Annotated in this window: 17 protein-coding genes and 1 tRNA gene; 7 read left to right on the top strand and 11 right to left on the bottom strand. The window is 62.7% G+C overall.

Features of this window, described 5'->3' with window-relative positions; genetic code table 11:
- The first annotated feature begins 8 nt into the window (after positions 1–8).
- Positions 9–1,394, top strand: a complete 1,386-nt coding sequence (gene trmFO, locus GVM20_RS09690; protein WP_166546992.1) for a methylenetetrahydrofolate--tRNA-(uracil(54)-C(5))-methyltransferase (FADH(2)-oxidizing) TrmFO — start codon at positions 9–11, stop codon at positions 1,392–1,394.
- A 4-nt stretch (positions 1,395–1,398) separates the two neighbouring features.
- Here trmFO and GVM20_RS09685 read toward each other — a convergent pair whose 3' ends face one another.
- Positions 1,399–1,806 (bottom strand): EF-hand domain-containing protein, encoded by a 408-nt coding sequence (locus tag GVM20_RS09685; RefSeq protein WP_234031943.1) that lies wholly within the window; start codon positions 1,804–1,806, stop codon positions 1,399–1,401.
- A 99-nt stretch (positions 1,807–1,905) separates the two neighbouring features.
- Complete coding sequence (locus tag GVM20_RS09680) at positions 1,906–2,571, bottom strand: hypothetical protein (RefSeq protein ID WP_166546990.1); 666 nt, start codon at positions 2,569–2,571, stop codon at positions 1,906–1,908.
- A 212-nt stretch (positions 2,572–2,783) separates the two neighbouring features.
- Between GVM20_RS09680 and GVM20_RS09675 the strand changes: the two genes are divergently transcribed.
- Genes GVM20_RS09675 through GVM20_RS09665 form a run of 3 tightly spaced genes read left to right on the top strand, consistent with a single transcriptional unit; the run spans position 2,784 to position 6,093 of the window.
- Positions 2,784–4,793: a pilus assembly protein TadG-related protein gene (locus GVM20_RS09675; RefSeq protein ID WP_166546989.1), complete on the top strand. Its 2,010-nt coding sequence runs from the start codon at positions 2,784–2,786 to the stop codon at positions 4,791–4,793.
- Complete coding sequence (locus GVM20_RS09670) at positions 4,790–5,407, top strand: TadE/TadG family type IV pilus assembly protein (protein WP_166546988.1); 618 nt, start codon at positions 4,790–4,792, stop codon at positions 5,405–5,407. The genes GVM20_RS09675 and GVM20_RS09670 overlap by 4 nt, the downstream gene beginning before the upstream one ends.
- Positions 5,404–6,093, top strand: coding sequence for a TadE/TadG family type IV pilus assembly protein (locus GVM20_RS09665; protein ID WP_166546987.1), 690 nt, complete (start codon positions 5,404–5,406; stop codon positions 6,091–6,093). The genes GVM20_RS09670 and GVM20_RS09665 overlap by 4 nt, the downstream gene beginning before the upstream one ends.
- Before the next feature lie 29 nt (positions 6,094–6,122).
- Here GVM20_RS09665 and GVM20_RS09660 read toward each other — a convergent pair whose 3' ends face one another.
- The 4 genes from GVM20_RS09660 to GVM20_RS09645 form a co-directional block, all read right to left on the bottom strand.
- Positions 6,123–7,490 (bottom strand): pyruvate dehydrogenase complex E1 component subunit beta, encoded by a 1,368-nt coding sequence (locus tag GVM20_RS09660; protein WP_166546986.1) that lies wholly within the window; start codon positions 7,488–7,490, stop codon positions 6,123–6,125.
- Positions 7,491–7,493: 3 nt separating this feature from the next.
- Complete coding sequence (gene pdhA / locus GVM20_RS09655; RefSeq protein ID WP_234031946.1) at positions 7,494–8,507, bottom strand: pyruvate dehydrogenase (acetyl-transferring) E1 component subunit alpha; 1,014 nt, start codon at positions 8,505–8,507, stop codon at positions 7,494–7,496.
- Positions 8,508–8,709: 202 nt separating this feature from the next.
- Positions 8,710–8,937: an FtsB family cell division protein gene (locus GVM20_RS09650; RefSeq protein ID WP_353653130.1), complete on the bottom strand. Its 228-nt coding sequence runs from the start codon at positions 8,935–8,937 to the stop codon at positions 8,710–8,712.
- Between the two features lie 188 nt (positions 8,938–9,125).
- Positions 9,126–10,289 carry an acyl-CoA dehydrogenase family protein gene (locus GVM20_RS09645; RefSeq protein WP_166546984.1) on the bottom strand — a complete coding sequence of 388 codons (1,164 nt, stop codon included), beginning with the start codon at positions 10,287–10,289 and terminating at the stop codon, positions 9,126–9,128.
- Between the two features lie 150 nt (positions 10,290–10,439).
- Between GVM20_RS09645 and GVM20_RS09640 the strand changes: the two genes are divergently transcribed.
- Entirely contained in the window at positions 10,440–11,357 is a 918-nt protein-coding gene (locus GVM20_RS09640; RefSeq protein WP_166546983.1) for a haloalkane dehalogenase, read from the top strand.
- Positions 11,354–12,559: an MFS transporter gene (locus tag GVM20_RS09635; RefSeq protein WP_234031942.1), complete on the top strand. Its 1,206-nt coding sequence runs from the start codon at positions 11,354–11,356 to the stop codon at positions 12,557–12,559. The genes GVM20_RS09640 and GVM20_RS09635 overlap by 4 nt, the downstream gene beginning before the upstream one ends.
- On the opposite strand, the gene GVM20_RS09630 is transcribed toward GVM20_RS09635, so the two are convergent.
- The 4 genes from GVM20_RS09630 to grxC all read right to left on the bottom strand — a co-directional run bounded on the left by GVM20_RS09630 (position 12,560) and on the right by grxC (position 14,223).
- Positions 12,560–12,636: transfer RNA gene (locus GVM20_RS09630), tRNA-Arg, on the bottom strand. It lies immediately after the preceding gene.
- A gap of 28 nt (positions 12,637–12,664) precedes the next feature.
- The gene (locus GVM20_RS09625; RefSeq protein WP_166546981.1) at positions 12,665–13,132 is read right to left on the bottom strand and encodes a DUF1178 family protein; all 468 of its coding nucleotides are present in this window, start codon (positions 13,130–13,132) and stop codon (positions 12,665–12,667) included.
- Between the two features lie 6 nt (positions 13,133–13,138).
- Positions 13,139–13,960 (bottom strand): carbon-nitrogen hydrolase family protein, encoded by an 822-nt coding sequence (locus tag GVM20_RS09620; protein WP_166546980.1) that lies wholly within the window; start codon positions 13,958–13,960, stop codon positions 13,139–13,141.
- The gene (gene grxC / locus GVM20_RS09615; RefSeq protein ID WP_160761017.1) at positions 13,960–14,223 is read right to left on the bottom strand and encodes a glutaredoxin 3; all 264 of its coding nucleotides are present in this window, start codon (positions 14,221–14,223) and stop codon (positions 13,960–13,962) included. The genes GVM20_RS09620 and grxC overlap by 1 nt, the downstream gene beginning before the upstream one ends.
- A gap of 164 nt (positions 14,224–14,387) precedes the next feature.
- Between grxC and GVM20_RS09610 the strand changes: the two genes are divergently transcribed.
- Positions 14,388–14,867, top strand: coding sequence for an Hsp20 family protein (locus GVM20_RS09610; RefSeq protein ID WP_166546979.1), 480 nt, complete (start codon positions 14,388–14,390; stop codon positions 14,865–14,867).
- 428 nt (positions 14,868–15,295) lie between these two features.
- Here GVM20_RS09610 and pyrG read toward each other — a convergent pair whose 3' ends face one another.
- The gene (gene pyrG / locus GVM20_RS09605; protein ID WP_166546978.1) at positions 15,296–16,933 is read right to left on the bottom strand and encodes a CTP synthase; all 1,638 of its coding nucleotides are present in this window, start codon (positions 16,931–16,933) and stop codon (positions 15,296–15,298) included.
- Between the last annotated feature and the right edge of the window lie 83 nt (positions 16,934–17,016).

Raw genomic sequence — 17,016 nt, 5'->3', positions numbered from 1 at the left:
GCCCTGCCATGACCGGAAACCCGACAAATCACGATGTGCACATCATTGGCGGCGGCCTCGCGGGGAGCGAGGCGGCTTGGCAGCTCGCCCAGCGCGGGGTGAAAGTGCGCCTGTCGGAGATGCGCGGCAGCGGGGAGATGACCCCGGCGCACCAGACCGAGGGATTGGCTGAACTGGTGTGCTCCAACTCGTTTCGCTCGGACGACGACACCAAGAATGCCGTCGGGTTGCTGCATCACGAAATGCGCCAGCTCGACAGCTTGGTGATGCGCGCCGGCCACGTCGCACGCGTACCTGCGGGCAGTGCAATGGCGGTGGACCGCGATGTCTTCTCGGCCGAAGTTGAAAAGGCGCTCTCAAGCCACCCTAATGTCACCATCGTGCGCGAACGGGTCGATGCACTTCCCGAAGCAGGCCTCACCATAATCGCCACCGGGCCGCTGACGGCTGAAGCACTCGCAGGAAGCATCGTGCGCGCCACGGGCGCGGAACGGCTCGCCTTCTTCGATGCCATCGCGCCGATCATCCACCGCGACAGCATCGACATGTCGAAGTGCTGGATTCAGTCGCGCTGGAACAAGCGCACGGATGCCTCCAACGAGGGCGGCGATTACATCAATTGCCCGATGAACGAGGAGCAATACCGCGCCTTCCACCGTGGGCTGATGGAAGGCGAAAAGTCCGAGTTCAAGCAGTGGGAAAAGGACACGCCTTATTTCGATGGCTGTATGCCGATCGAAGTGATGGCCGAGCGCGGCTGGGAAACGCTGCGCTATGGCCCGATGAAGGGCGTGGGGCTGGACAATCCCTTCGATACCACCCCCGAGTTCCCGCAAGGCCGCTGGCCCTATGCCGTGGTGCAGCTCCGCCAGGACAACAAGCTCGGCACGCTATGGAACATGGTCGGATTCCAGACCAAGCTGAAATATGCCGCGCAGATCGAACTGTTCCGCACCATTCCGGGGCTGGAGAATGCCGAATTCGCCCGGCTCGGGGGTCTACACCGCAACACCTTCCTCAATTCGCCCGAAGTGCTCGACCGCCAGCTGCGGTTGCGCGCTGCGCCGCATATCCGCTTTGCCGGGCAGGTGACGGGCTGCGAGGGCTACGTCGAAAGCGCGGCCATCGGCCTTGTGGCCGGCATGATGACCGCCGCTGAGCTTGCCGGTCGCGAATGGCGTCCCCTGCCTGCCACCACCGCGCTGGGTGCGCTGCTGAGCCACATCACCGGCGATGCCGAGGCCGAGACCTTCCAGCCCATGAACGTCAATTTCGGGCTGTTCCCACCGCTTCACGAGATCGGCAAGAAGGTCCGCAAAGAAGCCTATACCGCCCGCGCCAAGGCTGACCTTGCCGGCTGGATCAGCGAAACCCGCGAGACTATCGCGGCATAGGCGGTCAGCACTTGCAGGCGGGCTTCTTCGCCACCGGCTTTGGCGCAGTCGCCGCGAATTCGCGCGGGGTCAGGCGCTCATCGCCATCGCCATCGGCCTTCTCGAACCTCATGACCGTGGACACCGCCCATTCTTCAAAGGTCAGCAGATTGTTGCCATCCTTGTCGAGCGCGCGGAATCCCTCTGTCCGGGTGCTGAGCATTTCGTTGCGGGTGATCAGTCGATCACGGTTGCGATCATAGCGGAAGAAGCGCTGCTCCTCACGGCTGAGATCACTCATCTCGGGCGGTGACGGGCCGGACATGTTGCCGGGATCGGCATTTGGGAGCGCCTCGGGATCAGGCGCCGGTGTGGCTAGGGGCGGCGGCGGCGCGCTCTGTTCAACCGCGGCGCGGCCCTGCCACCAGAACATTCCAATCCCGACAAGGGCCAAGGCCCCTAAGCCTCCCAACACGGTTTGTCGCAAAGGTCTGCCCCCTTTTGCTGAACACCCTCACGTAAATATACCCAATTAGTTCAGAAAGATAGCGCCCCTGAGTGCCGCAAGTGCGGCGCCCCTCCCCTCCATCAAGGGCCGTCCACCACGCTGAAGCGCTCGCGTCGCCAAGACATCGAGCACGCCAAGACCGCGAAGGCCCCGCGGAAGGCGTGTGGCCGTGCCGTCCTGCGCTTTCGCAAGGCCAGCAGTGACGAATGCGGCCCGCTCTTCTTCGTCCGAGACGGCAGCCGCAGCATCGGCCAGCGCCCAACGTGATCCTACCGCCGCCAGACGCGTGGCCACCGCTGGAGAGCTATCAGGAGCCAAGGCTGCAAAGAACGCTCCGCGCGCTCTGCCGAAGGCTTCGGCTTCGCCCGGCCCCAAGCGCTCGGCGCTCAGCAGGACCTCCCAGCCATCGACCATCTCGGCCAAAGACCTTTCGCGCCCGGCCCAATGCAGCCCAATGCCATCGAGCACCAGATCACCGCGCGGGCGCCCCGCCACAGGTTTGGCAAGAGCGTCACGCCACCACGCCAGCCGCATCTGACCCAGCATCGGTTCGCTGGTGCGCATCACGATCCGCGCCAGCCGCCGATCAAGCTGAAGAGCTATGCTTAACGGCCCGCGAACCTTTGGGCTGCTCCATGCAAGGGCCAGATCAGCTTCGGGCGATAGGGGTTCGGGTGTCTCGTTCGTCACGCTTCCAGCGCGTAGCCAAGCATTCGCACGCTTGGCAAGCAAACTGTCCCGGCCCGGGACGCCACCATTTCGGGAACCTGCGAGCAGGCCGTTAGGACTTTGCTAACCATGTCCTTTCGCACTCCGCTTACCAGAACCGCTTAAGGGCGAAGGCTGCATCTGAATTGTCCGCGGTAGTTCCGTGCGGGCATCAGGGGAAGGGCAGCTAAGTGATGGGGCGAGAAAAGCAGGCCAAGATGTCGTTTATGCGCAAACTGGCGCGCGACAAGACCGCAAACACCCTCGTGATTTCAGCCGCTGCGCTGGTTCCGATCATGGCGATGGTGGGCGGCGGTGTCGACGCGAGCCGCTATTACATGGCCGCTGCGCGGATGCAGGCCGCGTGCGACGCAGGCGCCCTCGCCGCGCGGCGCGCGATGACGAATGACACATTCACATCAGCGCATCGCACGATTGGGCTCAATTTCTTTGATCAGAACTTCAACGACGGCATCTTCGGCACCGAAAACCGGACCCGCGATTATACCACCGACGGCGACGGGGTCGTAATCGGCAATGCCAGCGCAACCTTGCCGGCGACGATCATGGACGCCTTCGGTTACGGTGAGTTCAACATCGAGGTCAGCTGCACGGCCGAAATCAACATCTCCAACTCCGACATCATGTTCGTGCTCGACGTTACGGGCTCCATGTCGGAATGTCCCAACGGCACCCAGTGCAACTCGAACTCCAGCTCGAAGATCGTCGCGCTTCGCACGGCTGTGATGAACTTCTACGACACGGTGGAAGCGGCAACCTCATCCAGCGCGCAAGTGCGTTATGGATTTGTGCCCTATTCGCAGCAGGTCAATGTCGGTTTCTCGATCCCCCGCGCCTACATGGCTGACACGCACAACTATGAAACGCGCGTCGCGCGGTACAATCCCGCCCCGTTCCCCAATTCCGCACACCCGGATGTGGATCAGGTGGGCGAGACGATCCTGATTTCAGATCAGGACGAATGGTTGCCGCGAAACACGTCGCGATTCAACTCCACCAATACTGACGATTATCGCTTCCGTACCGATGGCTCAAACGGAACGACCGCGACCAATTTCTGCAGGAACACGCTGCCGGGCACCCGCAACGTAACGGTCAGTGGCCAGACCCAAAGCTGGCAGGTCTTTGCGACGCCGCAGATCGTGCTTAACCAGTGGGATGGCGGCAACTCCAACAATCGCGCCGGTTGTCGCGGCCGGGTGCGCAAGACGCGTCTTGCGACCGCCGCTGACGTGATTCCGCAGTTCCGCGAGTGGATCTATTGCGAGGTTACGCCGGGGACGGCCAATCCGTGCAATGTGAACAACCCGCCTCGCAGCCCCGCTGGCTGGGAGTCGGTCAACCTTTCGTCGATCTATGCCAACAACACGCTCCAGATCCCGGTCGGCACCAATGGTGCAATGACCACCCAGACCTGGACCGGCTGCATTGAGGAGCCGGTGTGGATGGACACCACGGGCAATTACAGCCCCATTGTTCCCGCAGCCCACGATCTCAACATCAATCTGGTGCCAGCAAACGAATCGCAGAAGTGGAAGCCGGCGCTCAATACTGCGGCCTATGAACGCCGCGACGGCAGCGGCAATCGGACTACGAACCCGGTGAGCGATTCCGACCGGATCGCCGCCGGACTGTCGACCACTCAGGACCGCCCTGGCTGGGTCTGCCCCGCGGCAGCGCGCAAGCTGGCCGAAATCAACCGCACTGATCTGCAAACCTACGTCAATGGTCTGGCTGCCAACGGCAACACCTATCACGACATTGGCATGGTGTGGGGCGCACGCTTCATTTCGCCGCGTGGCATGTTCGCTTCGGAAAACACCACCGCGCCGAACGGCGACGCGATTGCCCGTCACATCGTGTTCATGACGGACGGTATTCTTGTCACCGGCATCGAGAACTATTCGACCCAGGGGATCGAATGGTGGGATCGCCGTGTCACGGGTAACGCCGATGCGAACCGCGAAGCGACCCGGCGTGCAGCCCGTCTGCAAGCCATCTGTCGTGCTGCCCAGCAGGAGAACATCACCGTCTGGGTGGTGGCCTTCGGGACCGCGCTGACCCAGAATCTGATCGACTGCGCATCGCCCGGCCGTGCCTTCCAGGCCAGCGACTCCGTGACCCTGAACGCCCGGTTCCAGGAAATCGCGCAGAAGATCGCCGCGCTGAGGTTGACCTCGTGATCGGCCGGTTGTCACGCACAGTCGCGGTGCTCCGCCGGCTGCATGCCGACCGGGGTGGTACGACCCTCATCGAGTTCGCGATCGTCGCACCGGTTCTGCTCCTGATGATCATGGGCCTGTTCGACATGGCGCATACGCAATACTCGAGTTCGGTGTTGCACGGCGCCATGCAGAAGGCGGGCCGCGACCTTACGCTGGAGAATGCCAATAGCCAGCAAGTCAATATTGATCAGCGGGTTACGGATCAGATCAGGACGGTTATGCCGTCTGATGCCACGATCGATCTTGAAAAGCTGTCATTCTTCGAATTCGCCGACGTTAGCGAGCCGGAGGAATTCACCGACCTGAACAACGACGGCATCTGCAACAACAACGAACCTTACATCGATGCCAACGAGAATGGCGGCTGGGATGAAGATCGCGGCAGGGACGGTATCGGGGGTGCACGCGATGTCGTGCTCTACACGGCTACCGTTACCTACCCCCGTCTGTTCCCGATGTACTCCATGGCTGGCCTGTCGGACACCGTGACCATTGAGGCATCGACCGTGCTGCGCAATCAGCCGTTCGACGAGCAGAATGACCGCGTCACCACTCCGGGGAATTGCACATGACCAGCACCACGAGGAAACCGCTGCGGAGCCGCGTGCGAAGCCTCGCCCGGCGGCTTTCGCTTGACACATCCGGCCTTGCGCTGATCGAGTTCGCCTTTGCCGCGCCACTTGTGCTTGGCATGGGGATGCTCGGCACCGATACGGCCTATCTGGTAATCACGCATATGCAGATCAGCCAGATCGCGATGCAGGTCGCGGACAACGCCTCGCGCGTCGGTGAACAGGACGTGCTGACAGCGCGTAAAGTGTTCGAGCGTGACATCGCCGAAACGCTGATCGGTGCGGAAAAGCTCGGCCAGAACCTAGACTTCTATGACAACGCACGGGTCATCATTTCCAGCTTGCAGCGCAATGCATCGGGCGGTCAGTGGATTGCCTGGCAACGGTGCCGCGGGGCGGTCCAGCATACCTCCAGCTACGGCGTTGAAGGCAACGGCGCAACCGGAACCAGCTTTCCTGGAATGGGTGTGCCCGGGCGCTATATCACGGCATCACAAGGCACCGCCGTGATGTTTGTGGAAGTGGCGTTCGATTATGAGCCGATCACGCCGATCACCGTGTTTGAGAACCGCCGCATCGTCTACACGGCCGCCTTCAATGTCCGCGACAACCGCGACCTGACCCGGCTGTACGCCGGTGGCCCGGTGGCGCGTTGCAACGTCTTTTCCGCAGCCCGCCCGACCTGACCCAGGCCGGGCGGTTTGCGCCGTCGGCTTTACTTGTAGCAGACCTTGCGCGCAGCAGCCGCGATGCGAGCCGGATCGATCAGCGCGAGCTTTTCGAGATTGGCGGCATAGGGCAGCGGCACGTCTTCGTTGCAGACCCGCAGCACCGGCGCATCCAGGTGGTCGAAGCCCTCTTCCATGCAGATGCTGATGACTTCGCTGGCGATCGAGCAGGTCGGCCAACCTTCTTCGGCCACGATCAGCCGGTTGGTCTTGGCGAGGCTTTCGAGGACGGTCTGTTTGTCGAGCGGGCGCAGGGTGCGCAGGTCGATCACTTCGGCATCGAATCCCTCGTCCGCCAGCGTCGCTGCTGCTTCGAGCGCCATGCCGACGCCGATCGAATAGCTGACGATGGTCACGTCCTTGCCTTCGCGCATGATGCGCGCCTTGCCGATCGGCAGGACATAGTCCTCGACATCGGGCACATCGAAGCTGCGGCCATAGACAAGTTCGTTTTCGAGGAAGACGACCGGATCTTCGCAGCGGATCGCGGCCTTCATCAGCCCCTTGGCATCGGCAGCATCATAGGGCGCGATGACAATCAGGCCGGGGACGCTGGCGTACCACGGGCCGTAGTTCTGGCTGTGCTGCGCGCCCACGCGGGAGGCCGCACCATTGGGGCCGCGGAACACGATCGGGCAGCGCATCTGCCCGCCCGACATGTAGTTGGTCTTGGCGGCCGAGTTGATGATGTGGTCGATCGCCTGCATAGCGAAGTTGAAGGTCATGAACTCGACGATGGGGCGCAAGCCGCCCATCGCCGCGCCGGTGCCGATCCCGGCAAAGCCATATTCGGTGATCGGCGTATCGATCACGCGCTTGGGGCCGAACTCCGCCAACAAGCCCTGAGTGACCTTGTAGGCGCCCTGATATTCGGCAACTTCCTCGCCCATCACAAACACCCGCGGGTCGCGGCGCATTTCCTCGGCCATGGCATCGCGCAGCGCTTCGCGTACGGTGGTGCTGGTGAGGCTGGTGCCGGCAGGGATGGCGGGATCGGCAGCCGCAGGCGCGCGCGCGGGGGCTGCCGCCTTGGGGGCCGGAGCGCAAGCGGGTTCAGGTGCAGGCGCTTCTGCCTTCGCCGGAGCAGGTGCGGGCGCCGCAGACGGCTCCTCCCCTTCCCCCGCGATCAGGGCGATCACCGCGCCAACCGCGACATCTTCCGTCCCGGCGGCGACCAGAATCTTCTCCAGCACGCCCTCATCGATGGCTTCGAATTCCATCGTCGCCTTGTCGGTCTCGATCTCGGCAAGAATATCGCCCGGTTCGATCCGATCACCCTCCTGCTTGAGCCACTTCGCGAGCGTGCCCTGCTCCATCGTCGGCGACAGCGCCGGCATCTTCAGTTCAATCGCCATGGCTCAATAGGCCTCCACCAGAACATCGGTGTAGAGTTCGGCTGCACCCGGCTCGGGCGAGGTTTCCGCAAAGTCGGCGGCGGATGCCACCTCGGCGCGGATCGCCTTGTCGATCGCTTTCAAATCGTCCTCGGTCTTGCCTGCTTCGATCAGGGTCTTCTTCAGCCCCTCGATCGGATCGTGGTGGTCACGCTGTTCCTGCACTTCCTCGCGGGTGCGGTACTTGGCCGGGTCGGACATCGAATGCCCGCGATAGCGATAGGTGTTGCACTCCATCAGCACCGGGCCCTTGCCGGCGCGGACATGGGCGAAAGCGACTTCGGCCGCAGCGCGCACTTCGAGCACGTCCATGCCGTTCACTTCCATCCCCGGAATACGGAACGCAGTGCCGCGGCGGTGGAACCGGGTTTCGGCCGACGAGCGCGAGCTGGCCGTGCCCATCGCGTATTGGTTGTCCTCGACTACAAACACGATCGGCAGCTTCCAAAGCGCCGCCATGTTGAAGGTCTCGTAGACCTGCCCCTGGTTGGCCGCGCCGTCGCCGAAATAGGCCAGACACAACCCGCCATCATCGTTGTATTGATGCGCCAGCGCCAAGCCCCCGCCCAGCGCGACCTGCGCGCCGACGATTCCGTGGCCGCCGTAGAATTTGTGCTCGGTGCTGAACATGTGCATCGAGCCGCCCTTGCCCTTGGAAATCCCGGCTTCGCGGCCCGTCAATTCCGCCATGATCACCTTGGGATCGATCCCGTAGGCAAGCATGTGGCCATGATCGCGGTAGCCTGTGATCACGCTGTCCCGTTCGTTGTCGAGCACGCTTTGCAGGCCGATCGCCACGGCTTCCTGGCCGATATAGAGGTGGCAGAAGCCGCCGATCAGGCCGAGGCCGTAAAGCTGGCCAGCCTTTTCCTCAAAGCGGCGGATCAGCAGCATCTGGCGGTAGAACTCCAGCATCTCTTCCGGCGAAGCGTCATAACGCTTCTTGGCCTCGAAGGCGGCTTGCAAGGAGTGGAGCATGAAATCGGCGTCGTCCGCAGCGGTTGCGGACTTCTTTGCAGGCTGTTTGGCCAAGACAAGTATCCCTCTCTCTGGCGCACTCATGGGGAGGAGAAGCGCATCATGGTTCTATAGGCAGGGAGATAAGGCCCGCGCAACGCCAAGCCGTAACGGTAACCGCTCACGCATACGAAATCAGGTGAGCGGAGCCGATAGCCCGACGTCAGTCTTCGAGCGTGATTACGACCTCATCTTCGCGCATCACGCCAAGCTGATCGCGAACCAGTTCACTGGCGAGATCGGGATCAGCGGCTTCAGGATCGAGGAGCATCACCCGGTTGCGCAGTGCATCGCGCTTGGCCGTCAGCTGGGCGATTTCGGTCTCGCGCGCTTCCAGCGCGGCAGCGTTCACGCTCCAGGCGAGCAGGCCCGTCGGACCGGCCACAGCCACGCCCGTCAGGAGCAGCAAGGCACCAAGGGCGCCAAACCGCTTCAGCCTGTTTTCAGATCCTGATTTACGCATTGCCGCGAATGATCCCTCGTCCGTTAAATCGAACAGAATCATATCTGACCGCCCTCTGCAAGAACAATGCGACACAATGGGACACATTGCGGGCAATTCCTTGGGGATTGCCGGTTTCAGTAGCTTCGCGGCAACCCCAGCACGTGTTCGGCAAGGTAGGAGAGGATGAGGTTGGTCGAGATTGGCGCCACGGTGTAGAGTCGCGCCTCGCGGAATTTGCGCTCGACATCGTATTCTTCGGCGAACCCGAAGCCGCCGAAGGTCTGCACGCACATGTCCGCCGCCGCCCAGCTGGCCTCGGATGCCAGGAGCTTGGCCATATTGGCCTCCTCGCCCGGATTGCCGCCCTCGTCGTAAACCCGCGCTGCGTGGTACACCATCAACTCTGCAGCGCGCATCTGCGCGTAGCAGCGCGCGATCGGGAACTGCACGCCCTGATTCTGCCCGATGGGTCGGGCAAAGACCGAGCGGTCCTTGGCATAACCCGTCGCCTTCTCGATAAACCACTTGGCATCGCCGATACACTCGGCGGCGATCAGGATGCGTTCGGCATTCATGCCGGAGAGGATGTAACGGAAGCCTTTCCCCTCCTCGCCCACCAGCGCGGAGGCCGGGATGCGCAGGTCGTCGAAGAACACCTCGCAGGACGAGTGGTTCATCATCGTACGGATCGGCTTGACCGTCATGCCGCCCGCCAGCGCGGCCTGCATATCGACGAGGAAGATCGAAAGCCCTTCGGTCTTGCTCGCCACTTCCTCGCGCGGGGTGGTGCGAGCGAGCAGCAGCATGAGGTCGGAGTGCTCGGCGCGGCTGGTCCAGATCTTCTGACCGGTGATGATATACTCGTCGCCATTGCGGACTGCGCGGGTCTTCAGGCTGAGGGTATCGGTGCCACTGGTTGGCTCGCTGACGCCAAACGCCTGCAAGCGCAATTCGCCGCTGGCGATACGGGGGAGATAGGCCGCCTTCTGCGCTTCGGAGCCGTACCGCAGCAGCGTGTTCATGATGTACATTTGCGCATGGGCGCTGGAGCCGTTGCAACCGGACGCCTGAATCTCCTCCATGATCACGCAGGCCGCCTCCAGGCTGAGGCCGCTGCCACCGTGTTCGACAGGGATGAGCGCGGCGAGGAAGCCCGCCTTGGTCAGCGCGTCGACGAATTCCGCCGGGTATTCCCGAACCGCATCCTTGGCGCGCCAATAGTCCCCCGGAAAACCATCGCACAGGCTGCGCACTGCGTGCCGGATTTCGGCGATTTCATCGGGTTCGTGGCGATACATCGACAAGCCTTCTCTCCTGCAATCGGCGGGTGGCTTGCCCGCTCCCTGCGGCCAAGTCCACCTCATCAATTTGGGTGCTTTTGTGCAAGATGGCGGGCATGGCAATCCCGTTTCGATCTGCTACTCACCATGGTGATGGAAGGAACGGCCATGAAAATCATCGCTCACGACCCGGCGCGTTTTGCTGCTTTGCCCTATTACCCGTTTGCCGAAAACTGGCTGACCATCGACCTTGGCGAAGGGCAGTCAGGGCAGATGCATTATCTCGATGAAGGGCCAAAGGACGCCCCTCCCCTGATCCTGTTTCATGGCGAGCCGAGCTGGAGCTATCTCTATCGTAAGATGATCCCGCTGCTCGTGGAGGCGGGCTTTCGCTGCCTGGCCCCTGACCTCATCGGCTTCGGCAAGAGCGACAAGCCGGATGATCAGACCTTCTACACCTATGCCCGCCATGTCGATTGGCTGAAGCAGTGGCGCGATGCCGTGGTGCCGGAAGTCGCCGGGCTGTTCTGTCAGGACTGGGGCGGGCTTCTGGGCCTGCGCATCGTCGGGCAGGAGCCGGAGCGCTTTGCCTTTGTCGTCGCCAGCAACACCTTCCTGCCGACAGGCGGCGGCAAAGCTTCACCGGGGTTTCTCGCGTGGCGCGCCTTTGCCAAGTCCTCGCCCGATTTCAGGATCGGCGGGATCATGGATCGCGGCTGCCAGAGCGAACTCAGCGCTGCCGAGATTGCCGCCTACGATGCCCCCTTCCCCGATGAACCCAGCAAGGCCGGTGCGCGCGCCTTCCCGCAATTGGTGCCGGTCGAGGATGACAAGCCCGGTGTCGCCGAAAACGTCGCTGCGTGGGAGGGCCTTGCCGCCTTCGACAAGCCGTTCCTGACTCTGTTCGGAGAGGATGACCCGGTGCTCGGTCTGGCAGGGCCGCAGCTCGCCAAACGCATCAAGGGGGCCGAGGGCCAACCCCATGCGATGCTATCGAAATGCGGCCACTTCAGTCAGGAAGACCGTCCGGCAGAGCTGGCTCAAGGCGTGATCGACATGGCGCGGCAGGCAGGCTTCCTCGCTTGATCCAGTCCACCTCCGTGCCTGCCTACCTCACCCGCACGCAGGAACGGGCGCTGGCGCTCACCATCGCGGTGGTGACGGCGAACGCCTATTACATCCACCCGATCATCGGCGAAGTCGCCCGCGCATTTGGCGTCGGCGAGGCGGAGATCGGGCTTGTCCCGGCGCTCAACCAGCTGGCACTTGCGCTGGGGATCCTCCTGCTGCTGCCGCTGGGCGACTTCTATTCGAACCGGCGGCTGTGCATGGTGTTCGTCGCCGCGCAGACTGTATGCCTTGGCGGCATGGTGCTGGCGGGGGATCTGGTGCTGTTCACCGCCGCCTCCACCCTGCTCGGTTTCGTCACCATCGCTCCCTATCTGATCCCCGCCTTCGCCTCCAAACGCGTTGCGCTTGAGCGGTTGGGACAGGTTACCGCGCAACTCACCGCAGCGGTGATCTTCGGCATTCTGGTCGCACGGGTCGGCGCGGGGATCATCGCCGAGCACGCCGACTGGCACACGGTCTATGTCGGTGCGTTCGGCTTGATGGCGGCCGTGACCGCCTTTCTGCCCATCGCCATGCGCAGCGAGCCTGCCGCACCCAAACAATCGCAGGCGCGTTACGGCACGCTGATTGCTTCGGTCTTCACGCTGGCGGCCAAGCATCCCGACATGCGGATCTCTGCCGCGATCCAGGGCCTGAACTTTGCGATCTTCACCGCCAGCTGGCTCGCGCTCGCGCTGCACCTCACCAGCCCCACCATGGGCTACGGCACGGATGATGTCGGCTATCTGGCAGGCGTTGCGGCGATCAGCGTGTTCACCACGCCACGGCTGGGGCGCTGGGCGGATAAGGTTGGCCCACGCAAAGCCCGGCTGACGGCAGCTGCGGTGCAGATTTTCGGCATCGCGCTGTTCTATCCGCTCGGCTTCAGCATCTGGGGCGTGCTCGTGCCACTGCTCGTGGTCAACATGGTCGGGCCGACCATTGATGTGACCGGGCGGATGACCCTGTTCACCCTCGCCCCGGACATCCGCACGCGGCTGACCACGTCCTATATCGTTACGATGTTTGTCGGCGGCGCGATCGGCAGCGCGCTTGGCACGGCGGTGTATGATTTTGGCGGTTGGGCCGGCACCTGCGCACTGATGCTTGCCATGTCGAGTGGGGTGCTGGGGTTGGCCCTTTACGCCGAGCGGCGCTGGCAGCGCCTGCAAGCATAGTGGTGACCCCGGCGCGATTCGAACGCGCGGCCCCCAGATTAGGAATCTGATGCTCTATCCGGCTGAGCTACGGGGTCCCGAGGCGCTTCATAGCAGTCGCGCGTTTCAATTCAACTTTTCGGGCGGCGCCACGGGGAACGGCAGTGGGGCAACCCGCACGCCCTCCTCGATCAGCGCCTTGGCCTCGGCGAGGCTTGCCTGCCCGTGGATCGGAGCTTCGTCACGCTCGCCATAATGCATCTTCCGGGTTTCCTCGGCGAACTTGTCGCCGACCCATGTGCTGTTCTTGAGTGCAGCTGCCTGCGCCTTGGCCAATGCGGTGAGCGCCTTTTGCACCTCGGGCGGCATCGGCGTGTTGGCGACCTGCCGCGGTGCCTCTGGCGGCAGAACTTCCTGCCGGGCGTTGCCCTTGGCCGGCACGGCGGGGGCCATCGGGGCCTTGCTCACCTCGGCCGAGCCGCAGAACGGACACGCGAGCAACCCGCGCGCTTGCTGATCCGCGTAATCGGTCGAGGAGGCAAACCAGCCCTCGAAGCGGTGGCCTTCATGGCAGGAGAGGTCGAAAACGATCATTGCAAGTCAGGATGTGGCGATTTCACGGCGGTTGGCAAGAGCGGGCACCTGCGCGCGCACTTCGGCGATGCGGGCCAGGTCGATGTCGCAGAATGCCAAGCCGGGCGCATCCCCGCCCATATCGAGCAGCACCTCACCCCACGGATCGACGACGAGGCTATGGCCGTAGGTCTCGCGCCCGTCTTCATGGCTCCCGACCTGTGCGGCGGCAATCACGAAGGCGCTCGCCTCGATCGCGCGGGCGCGCAGCATCACGTGCCAATGGGCAGCCCCGGTGGGTTTGGTGAAGGCGGCTGGCACGGCAATCGCATCGCAGCGCCGGTTGCCAAGCTCGCCAAACAAGGCAGGGAAACGCAGATCGTAGCAGACTGCCAGACCAAGCCGCCCGACGGGCGTATCTTCGACGCTCACCACCGCGCGACCCGGTTCATAGGCATTGCTTTCCCGCCAGGTCTCGCCCGTCGCCAGTTCGACATCGAACATATGGATCTTGTCGTAGGTCATCGGCTGCGCGGCGGCGGGAGCGAAGAGCATTGAACGGTTGGCGTTCTTGCCGCCCGGCACCGCCACGGCCATGGAACCAAGCGCAATAGTCAGGCCCATCTCGCCTGCCAGATCGGCCAATAGGGGCACATAAGGCGATTCGTCCTGCGGGACGATATGCTCTGCCGCGCGCGCACGGTTGCGGTCGAGCAGTAGCGACATTTCCGGCGTAAAGAGTATCTCCGCCCCGCCTTCACGCGCGGCATAGGCGGCATCGCGGATGCAATCGAAATTACGGCCCGGGTCGATCCCCGAACACATCTGCAAGACCGCAATCTTCGGCATCAGCCCGCCAGCAACGCGTCGAGCTTGCCCGCAGCTTCCAGCGCGGCGAGATCGTCCGACCCGCCAACATGCACATCGCCGATAAAGATTTGCGGCACCGTCATCGCGTTGGGCGCGCGGGCGAGCATCTCGTCGCGTCGTGCTCCACCCATGGTGATGTCATGCTCGGTGAATTCGGCGCCTTTTTGCGTCAGCAGTCGCTTGGCGCGTACGCAGAAGGGGCAGGCAAACTTGGTGTAGATATCGATCTGTGGGCTGGCCATAGGTCCCTCTTGCCAAATGCTCTTGAAAGCGCGGGTTGATAAACCAGATAGGCGGTGTCGCCGCGTTTCGCCAGTCTTGGGAAACGGCCACGGCGACAAGGCGGGTGCTGCATCCGGCAGGCCCGCATCCGAGCCAAATTGCTCAACCAAGAGGATTTGCAACTATGTCCCGTTTTGATTTCACCCCGTACCGCCGCTCGACCGTGGGCTTTGATCGTCTGTTCGACCTGCTCGAAAATCAGGCACGCCTGAATGCGGGCGACAATTATCCCCCCTTCAACATCTCGCGCCGGGGCGAGGACAATTACCGCATTACCCTCGCTGTGGCCGGTTTCCGCCCGCATGATATCGACATCACCGCCCAGCAGAACCTGCTGGTCGTGCAGGGTCGCAAGCGCGAAGAGGCTGAGGATGGTTCAGAGCTGATCCATGTCGGTATCGCCAACCGCGGCTTTGAACGCCGGTTCGAGCTGGCTGATTTCGTCCGCGTCGAGCGTGCTGATCTGGCCGATGGCCTGCTGATCATCGACCTGGTGCGCGAAGTGCCCGATGCGATGAAGCCTCGCAAAATCGCGATCGGCGGCACCACGACGCTCACCGCCGTCCCGACCAACGAAGGCGACGACACCGCCAGCGCTGCCTGAGGCACGCCGGTTCAATCCGATCATGAAATTGAAAGGGGGCGGGTCTTGCGATCCGCCCCCGCGACTTGCGCCGCCTCGTCTGAACCTATCCGTCCGGGTCGCAGAAGACGGACAAGACCAGACAAGCCTGTTTCATAAAGACCCGCAAAAGCCGGATCGAATCACTGTGTGTTTGTACAACAGCAATCCGATAGACTCAGCGCAATTGTCCCTAGAAAATAGTTAAATCTGGCCCCCGTCTAATGCGGAAAGGCAACAACGCGCAAGGCTTATCTGCAAACCTTGTAAGGAAGGGAAATCGCAAGTCCCGCTTGTGAAACAAAGGATTGCAAAGCCTTGCTAAACGCCGATTGAGTTCCCTCAGGAGCCGGCCGAACGACGGCCGCGCAGACCAACTCGAGCGCTATGAAAAGTGACAGGACGAGCGCTTAGACGAGTCGCGACTGTTCCAGCGCCGCCGCAATGAACCCGGCAAACAGGGGGTGCGGATCAAATGGCCGCGATTTCAATTCCGGGTGGAATTGCACGCCCACGAACCACGGATGATCGGGCCGCTCGACGATTTCAGGCAGCAACCCGTCCGGCGACATACCGGCAAAGATCAGGCCCTGCTTCTCGAGCGGCTCGATGAAGGCGCTATTCACCTCATAACGATGGCGGTGGCGTTCGGAGATGACCTCCGCCCCGCCATAGATCTGCGAGGTGTGGCTGTTGGGGCTGAGTTTGGCCGGGTAGGCGCCCAAACGCATCGTGCCGCCCAGATCGCCGCCTTCGGCACGGCTCTGGAGGCCTTCCTTGCTCATCCACTCGGTGATGATGCCGACCACCGGGCTATCCGTCGGACCAAACTCGGTCGACGAGGCATCGGCAAAGCCGGCCGCGCGCGCGCCTTCAATGCAGGCCATCTGCATGCCGAGGCAGATGCCAAAGAACGGCACGTTGCGTTCCCGCGCGAAGCGAACGCTGGCAATCTTGCCTTCGCTCCCGCGCTCACCAAAGCCGCCGGGGACGAGAATCCCGTGCATCGGTTCCAATGCGGCGATGATCTGCGAATCGTCGTCGCCTTCGAAGATTTCGGCGTCGATCCAGCGAATGTTGACCTTGACCCGGTTGGCGAGGCCACCATGCACCAGCGCCTCGTTGAGGCTCTTGTAGGCGTCCTGCAGGCCGACATATTTGCCGACCACAGCAATCGTCACTTCGCCTTCCGGGTTGAACTGGCGGTCGGTCACATCCTCCCACGCCGAAAGATCGGGTGCGGGCGCATCTGTGATACCGAACGCGCGGAGCACTTCGGCGTCGAGACCTTCGGCGTGATATTGCTGCGGCACCGCATAGATCGAAGGCGCATCCAAGGCCTGAATCACCGCTTCGGTGCGCACGTTGCAGAACTGCGCGATCTTGCGGCGGTCGCTTTCCGGGATCGGGTGCTCGGCGCGGCAAAGCAGAATGTCGGGCTTGATACCGAGGCTGGCAAGCTCGCGCACCGAGTGCTGGGTCGGCTTGGTCTTCAGCTCGCCCGCGGCCTTGATATAGGGCACCAGCGTAACGTGGACCGAAAGGGTCTGGAGGGGTTCCAGCTCGTTCCTGAGCTGGCGGATCGCTTCCATGAACGGCAGCGATTCGATGTCGCCCACCGTGCCGCCAATCTCGCACAGGATGAAATCGTGATCGTCCTGATCGGCGAGCGCGAAGGCCTTGATCTCGTCGGTGACGTGCGGGATCACTTGCACCGTCGCGCCAAGATAGTCCCCGCGCCGTTCACGCGCGATAATGTCGCGGTAAACCCGACCCGAGGTGATGTTGTCGCTTTGCCGCGCGGAGACCCCTGTGAAGCGCTCGTAATGCCCGAGGTCGAGATCGGTCTCGGCCCCGTCATCGGTCACATAGACCTCGCCGTGCTGATACGGGCTCATCGTGCCCGGATCGACGTTGAGATAGGGATCAAACTTGCGGATGCGGACCTTGAAGCCACGCGCCTGGAGAAGAGCAGCCAGTGAGGCTGCCATGAGACCTTTGCCGAGCGAGGAGACCACGCCGCCGGTGATGAAAATGTACCGCGCCATGGGATTTGGGCCTTAAGCAACAGGAGGGATTCGGGGCAAGCGAATTGCGCCGCACAGGATGCGCGCCATCCACAGTCACGTAG

Origin of the sequence: Porphyrobacter sp. SLTP, from assembly GCF_009905735.1 — a bacterium.
Taxonomy (GTDB): domain Bacteria; phylum Pseudomonadota; class Alphaproteobacteria; order Sphingomonadales; family Sphingomonadaceae; genus Erythrobacter.
Note: the sequence above shows the minus strand (reverse complement) of the source record. Positions and strands in the feature narration are given on the sequence as shown.

Bases quoted from the DNA above. Each gene is read 5' to 3' on its own strand.
- GVM20_RS09645 (WP_166546984.1), bottom strand. From the start codon at position 10,289: ATGTATCGCCACGAACCCGATGAAATCGCCGAAATCCGGCACGCAGTG.
- GVM20_RS09610 (WP_166546979.1), top strand. From the start codon at position 14,388: ATGTCCCGTTTTGATTTCACCCCGTACCGCCGCTCGACCGTGGGCTTT.
- GVM20_RS09665 (WP_166546987.1), top strand. From the start codon at position 5,404: ATGACCAGCACCACGAGGAAACCGCTGCGGAGCCGCGTGCGAAGCCTC.
- pdhA (WP_234031946.1), bottom strand. From the start codon at position 8,507: ATGCTCCACTCCTTGCAAGCCGCCTTCGAGGCCAAGAAGCGTTATGAC.
- GVM20_RS09640 (WP_166546983.1), top strand. From the start codon at position 10,440: ATGAAAATCATCGCTCACGACCCGGCGCGTTTTGCTGCTTTGCCCTAT.
- grxC (WP_160761017.1), bottom strand. From the start codon at position 14,223: ATGGCCAGCCCACAGATCGATATCTACACCAAGTTTGCCTGCCCCTTC.
- trmFO (WP_166546992.1), top strand. From the start codon at position 9: ATGACCGGAAACCCGACAAATCACGATGTGCACATCATTGGCGGCGGC.
- GVM20_RS09620 (WP_166546980.1), bottom strand. From the start codon at position 13,960: ATGCCGAAGATTGCGGTCTTGCAGATGTGTTCGGGGATCGACCCGGGC.
- GVM20_RS09625 (WP_166546981.1), bottom strand. From the start codon at position 13,132: ATGATCGTTTTCGACCTCTCCTGCCATGAAGGCCACCGCTTCGAGGGC.
- pyrG (WP_166546978.1), bottom strand. From the start codon at position 16,933: ATGGCGCGGTACATTTTCATCACCGGCGGCGTGGTCTCCTCGCTCGGC.
- GVM20_RS09660 (WP_166546986.1), bottom strand. From the start codon at position 7,490: ATGGCGATTGAACTGAAGATGCCGGCGCTGTCGCCGACGATGGAGCAG.
- GVM20_RS09685 (WP_234031943.1), bottom strand. From the start codon at position 1,806: ATGTTCTGGTGGCAGGGCCGCGCCGCGGTTGAACAGAGCGCGCCGCCG.
- GVM20_RS09675 (WP_166546989.1), top strand. From the start codon at position 2,784: ATGGGGCGAGAAAAGCAGGCCAAGATGTCGTTTATGCGCAAACTGGCG.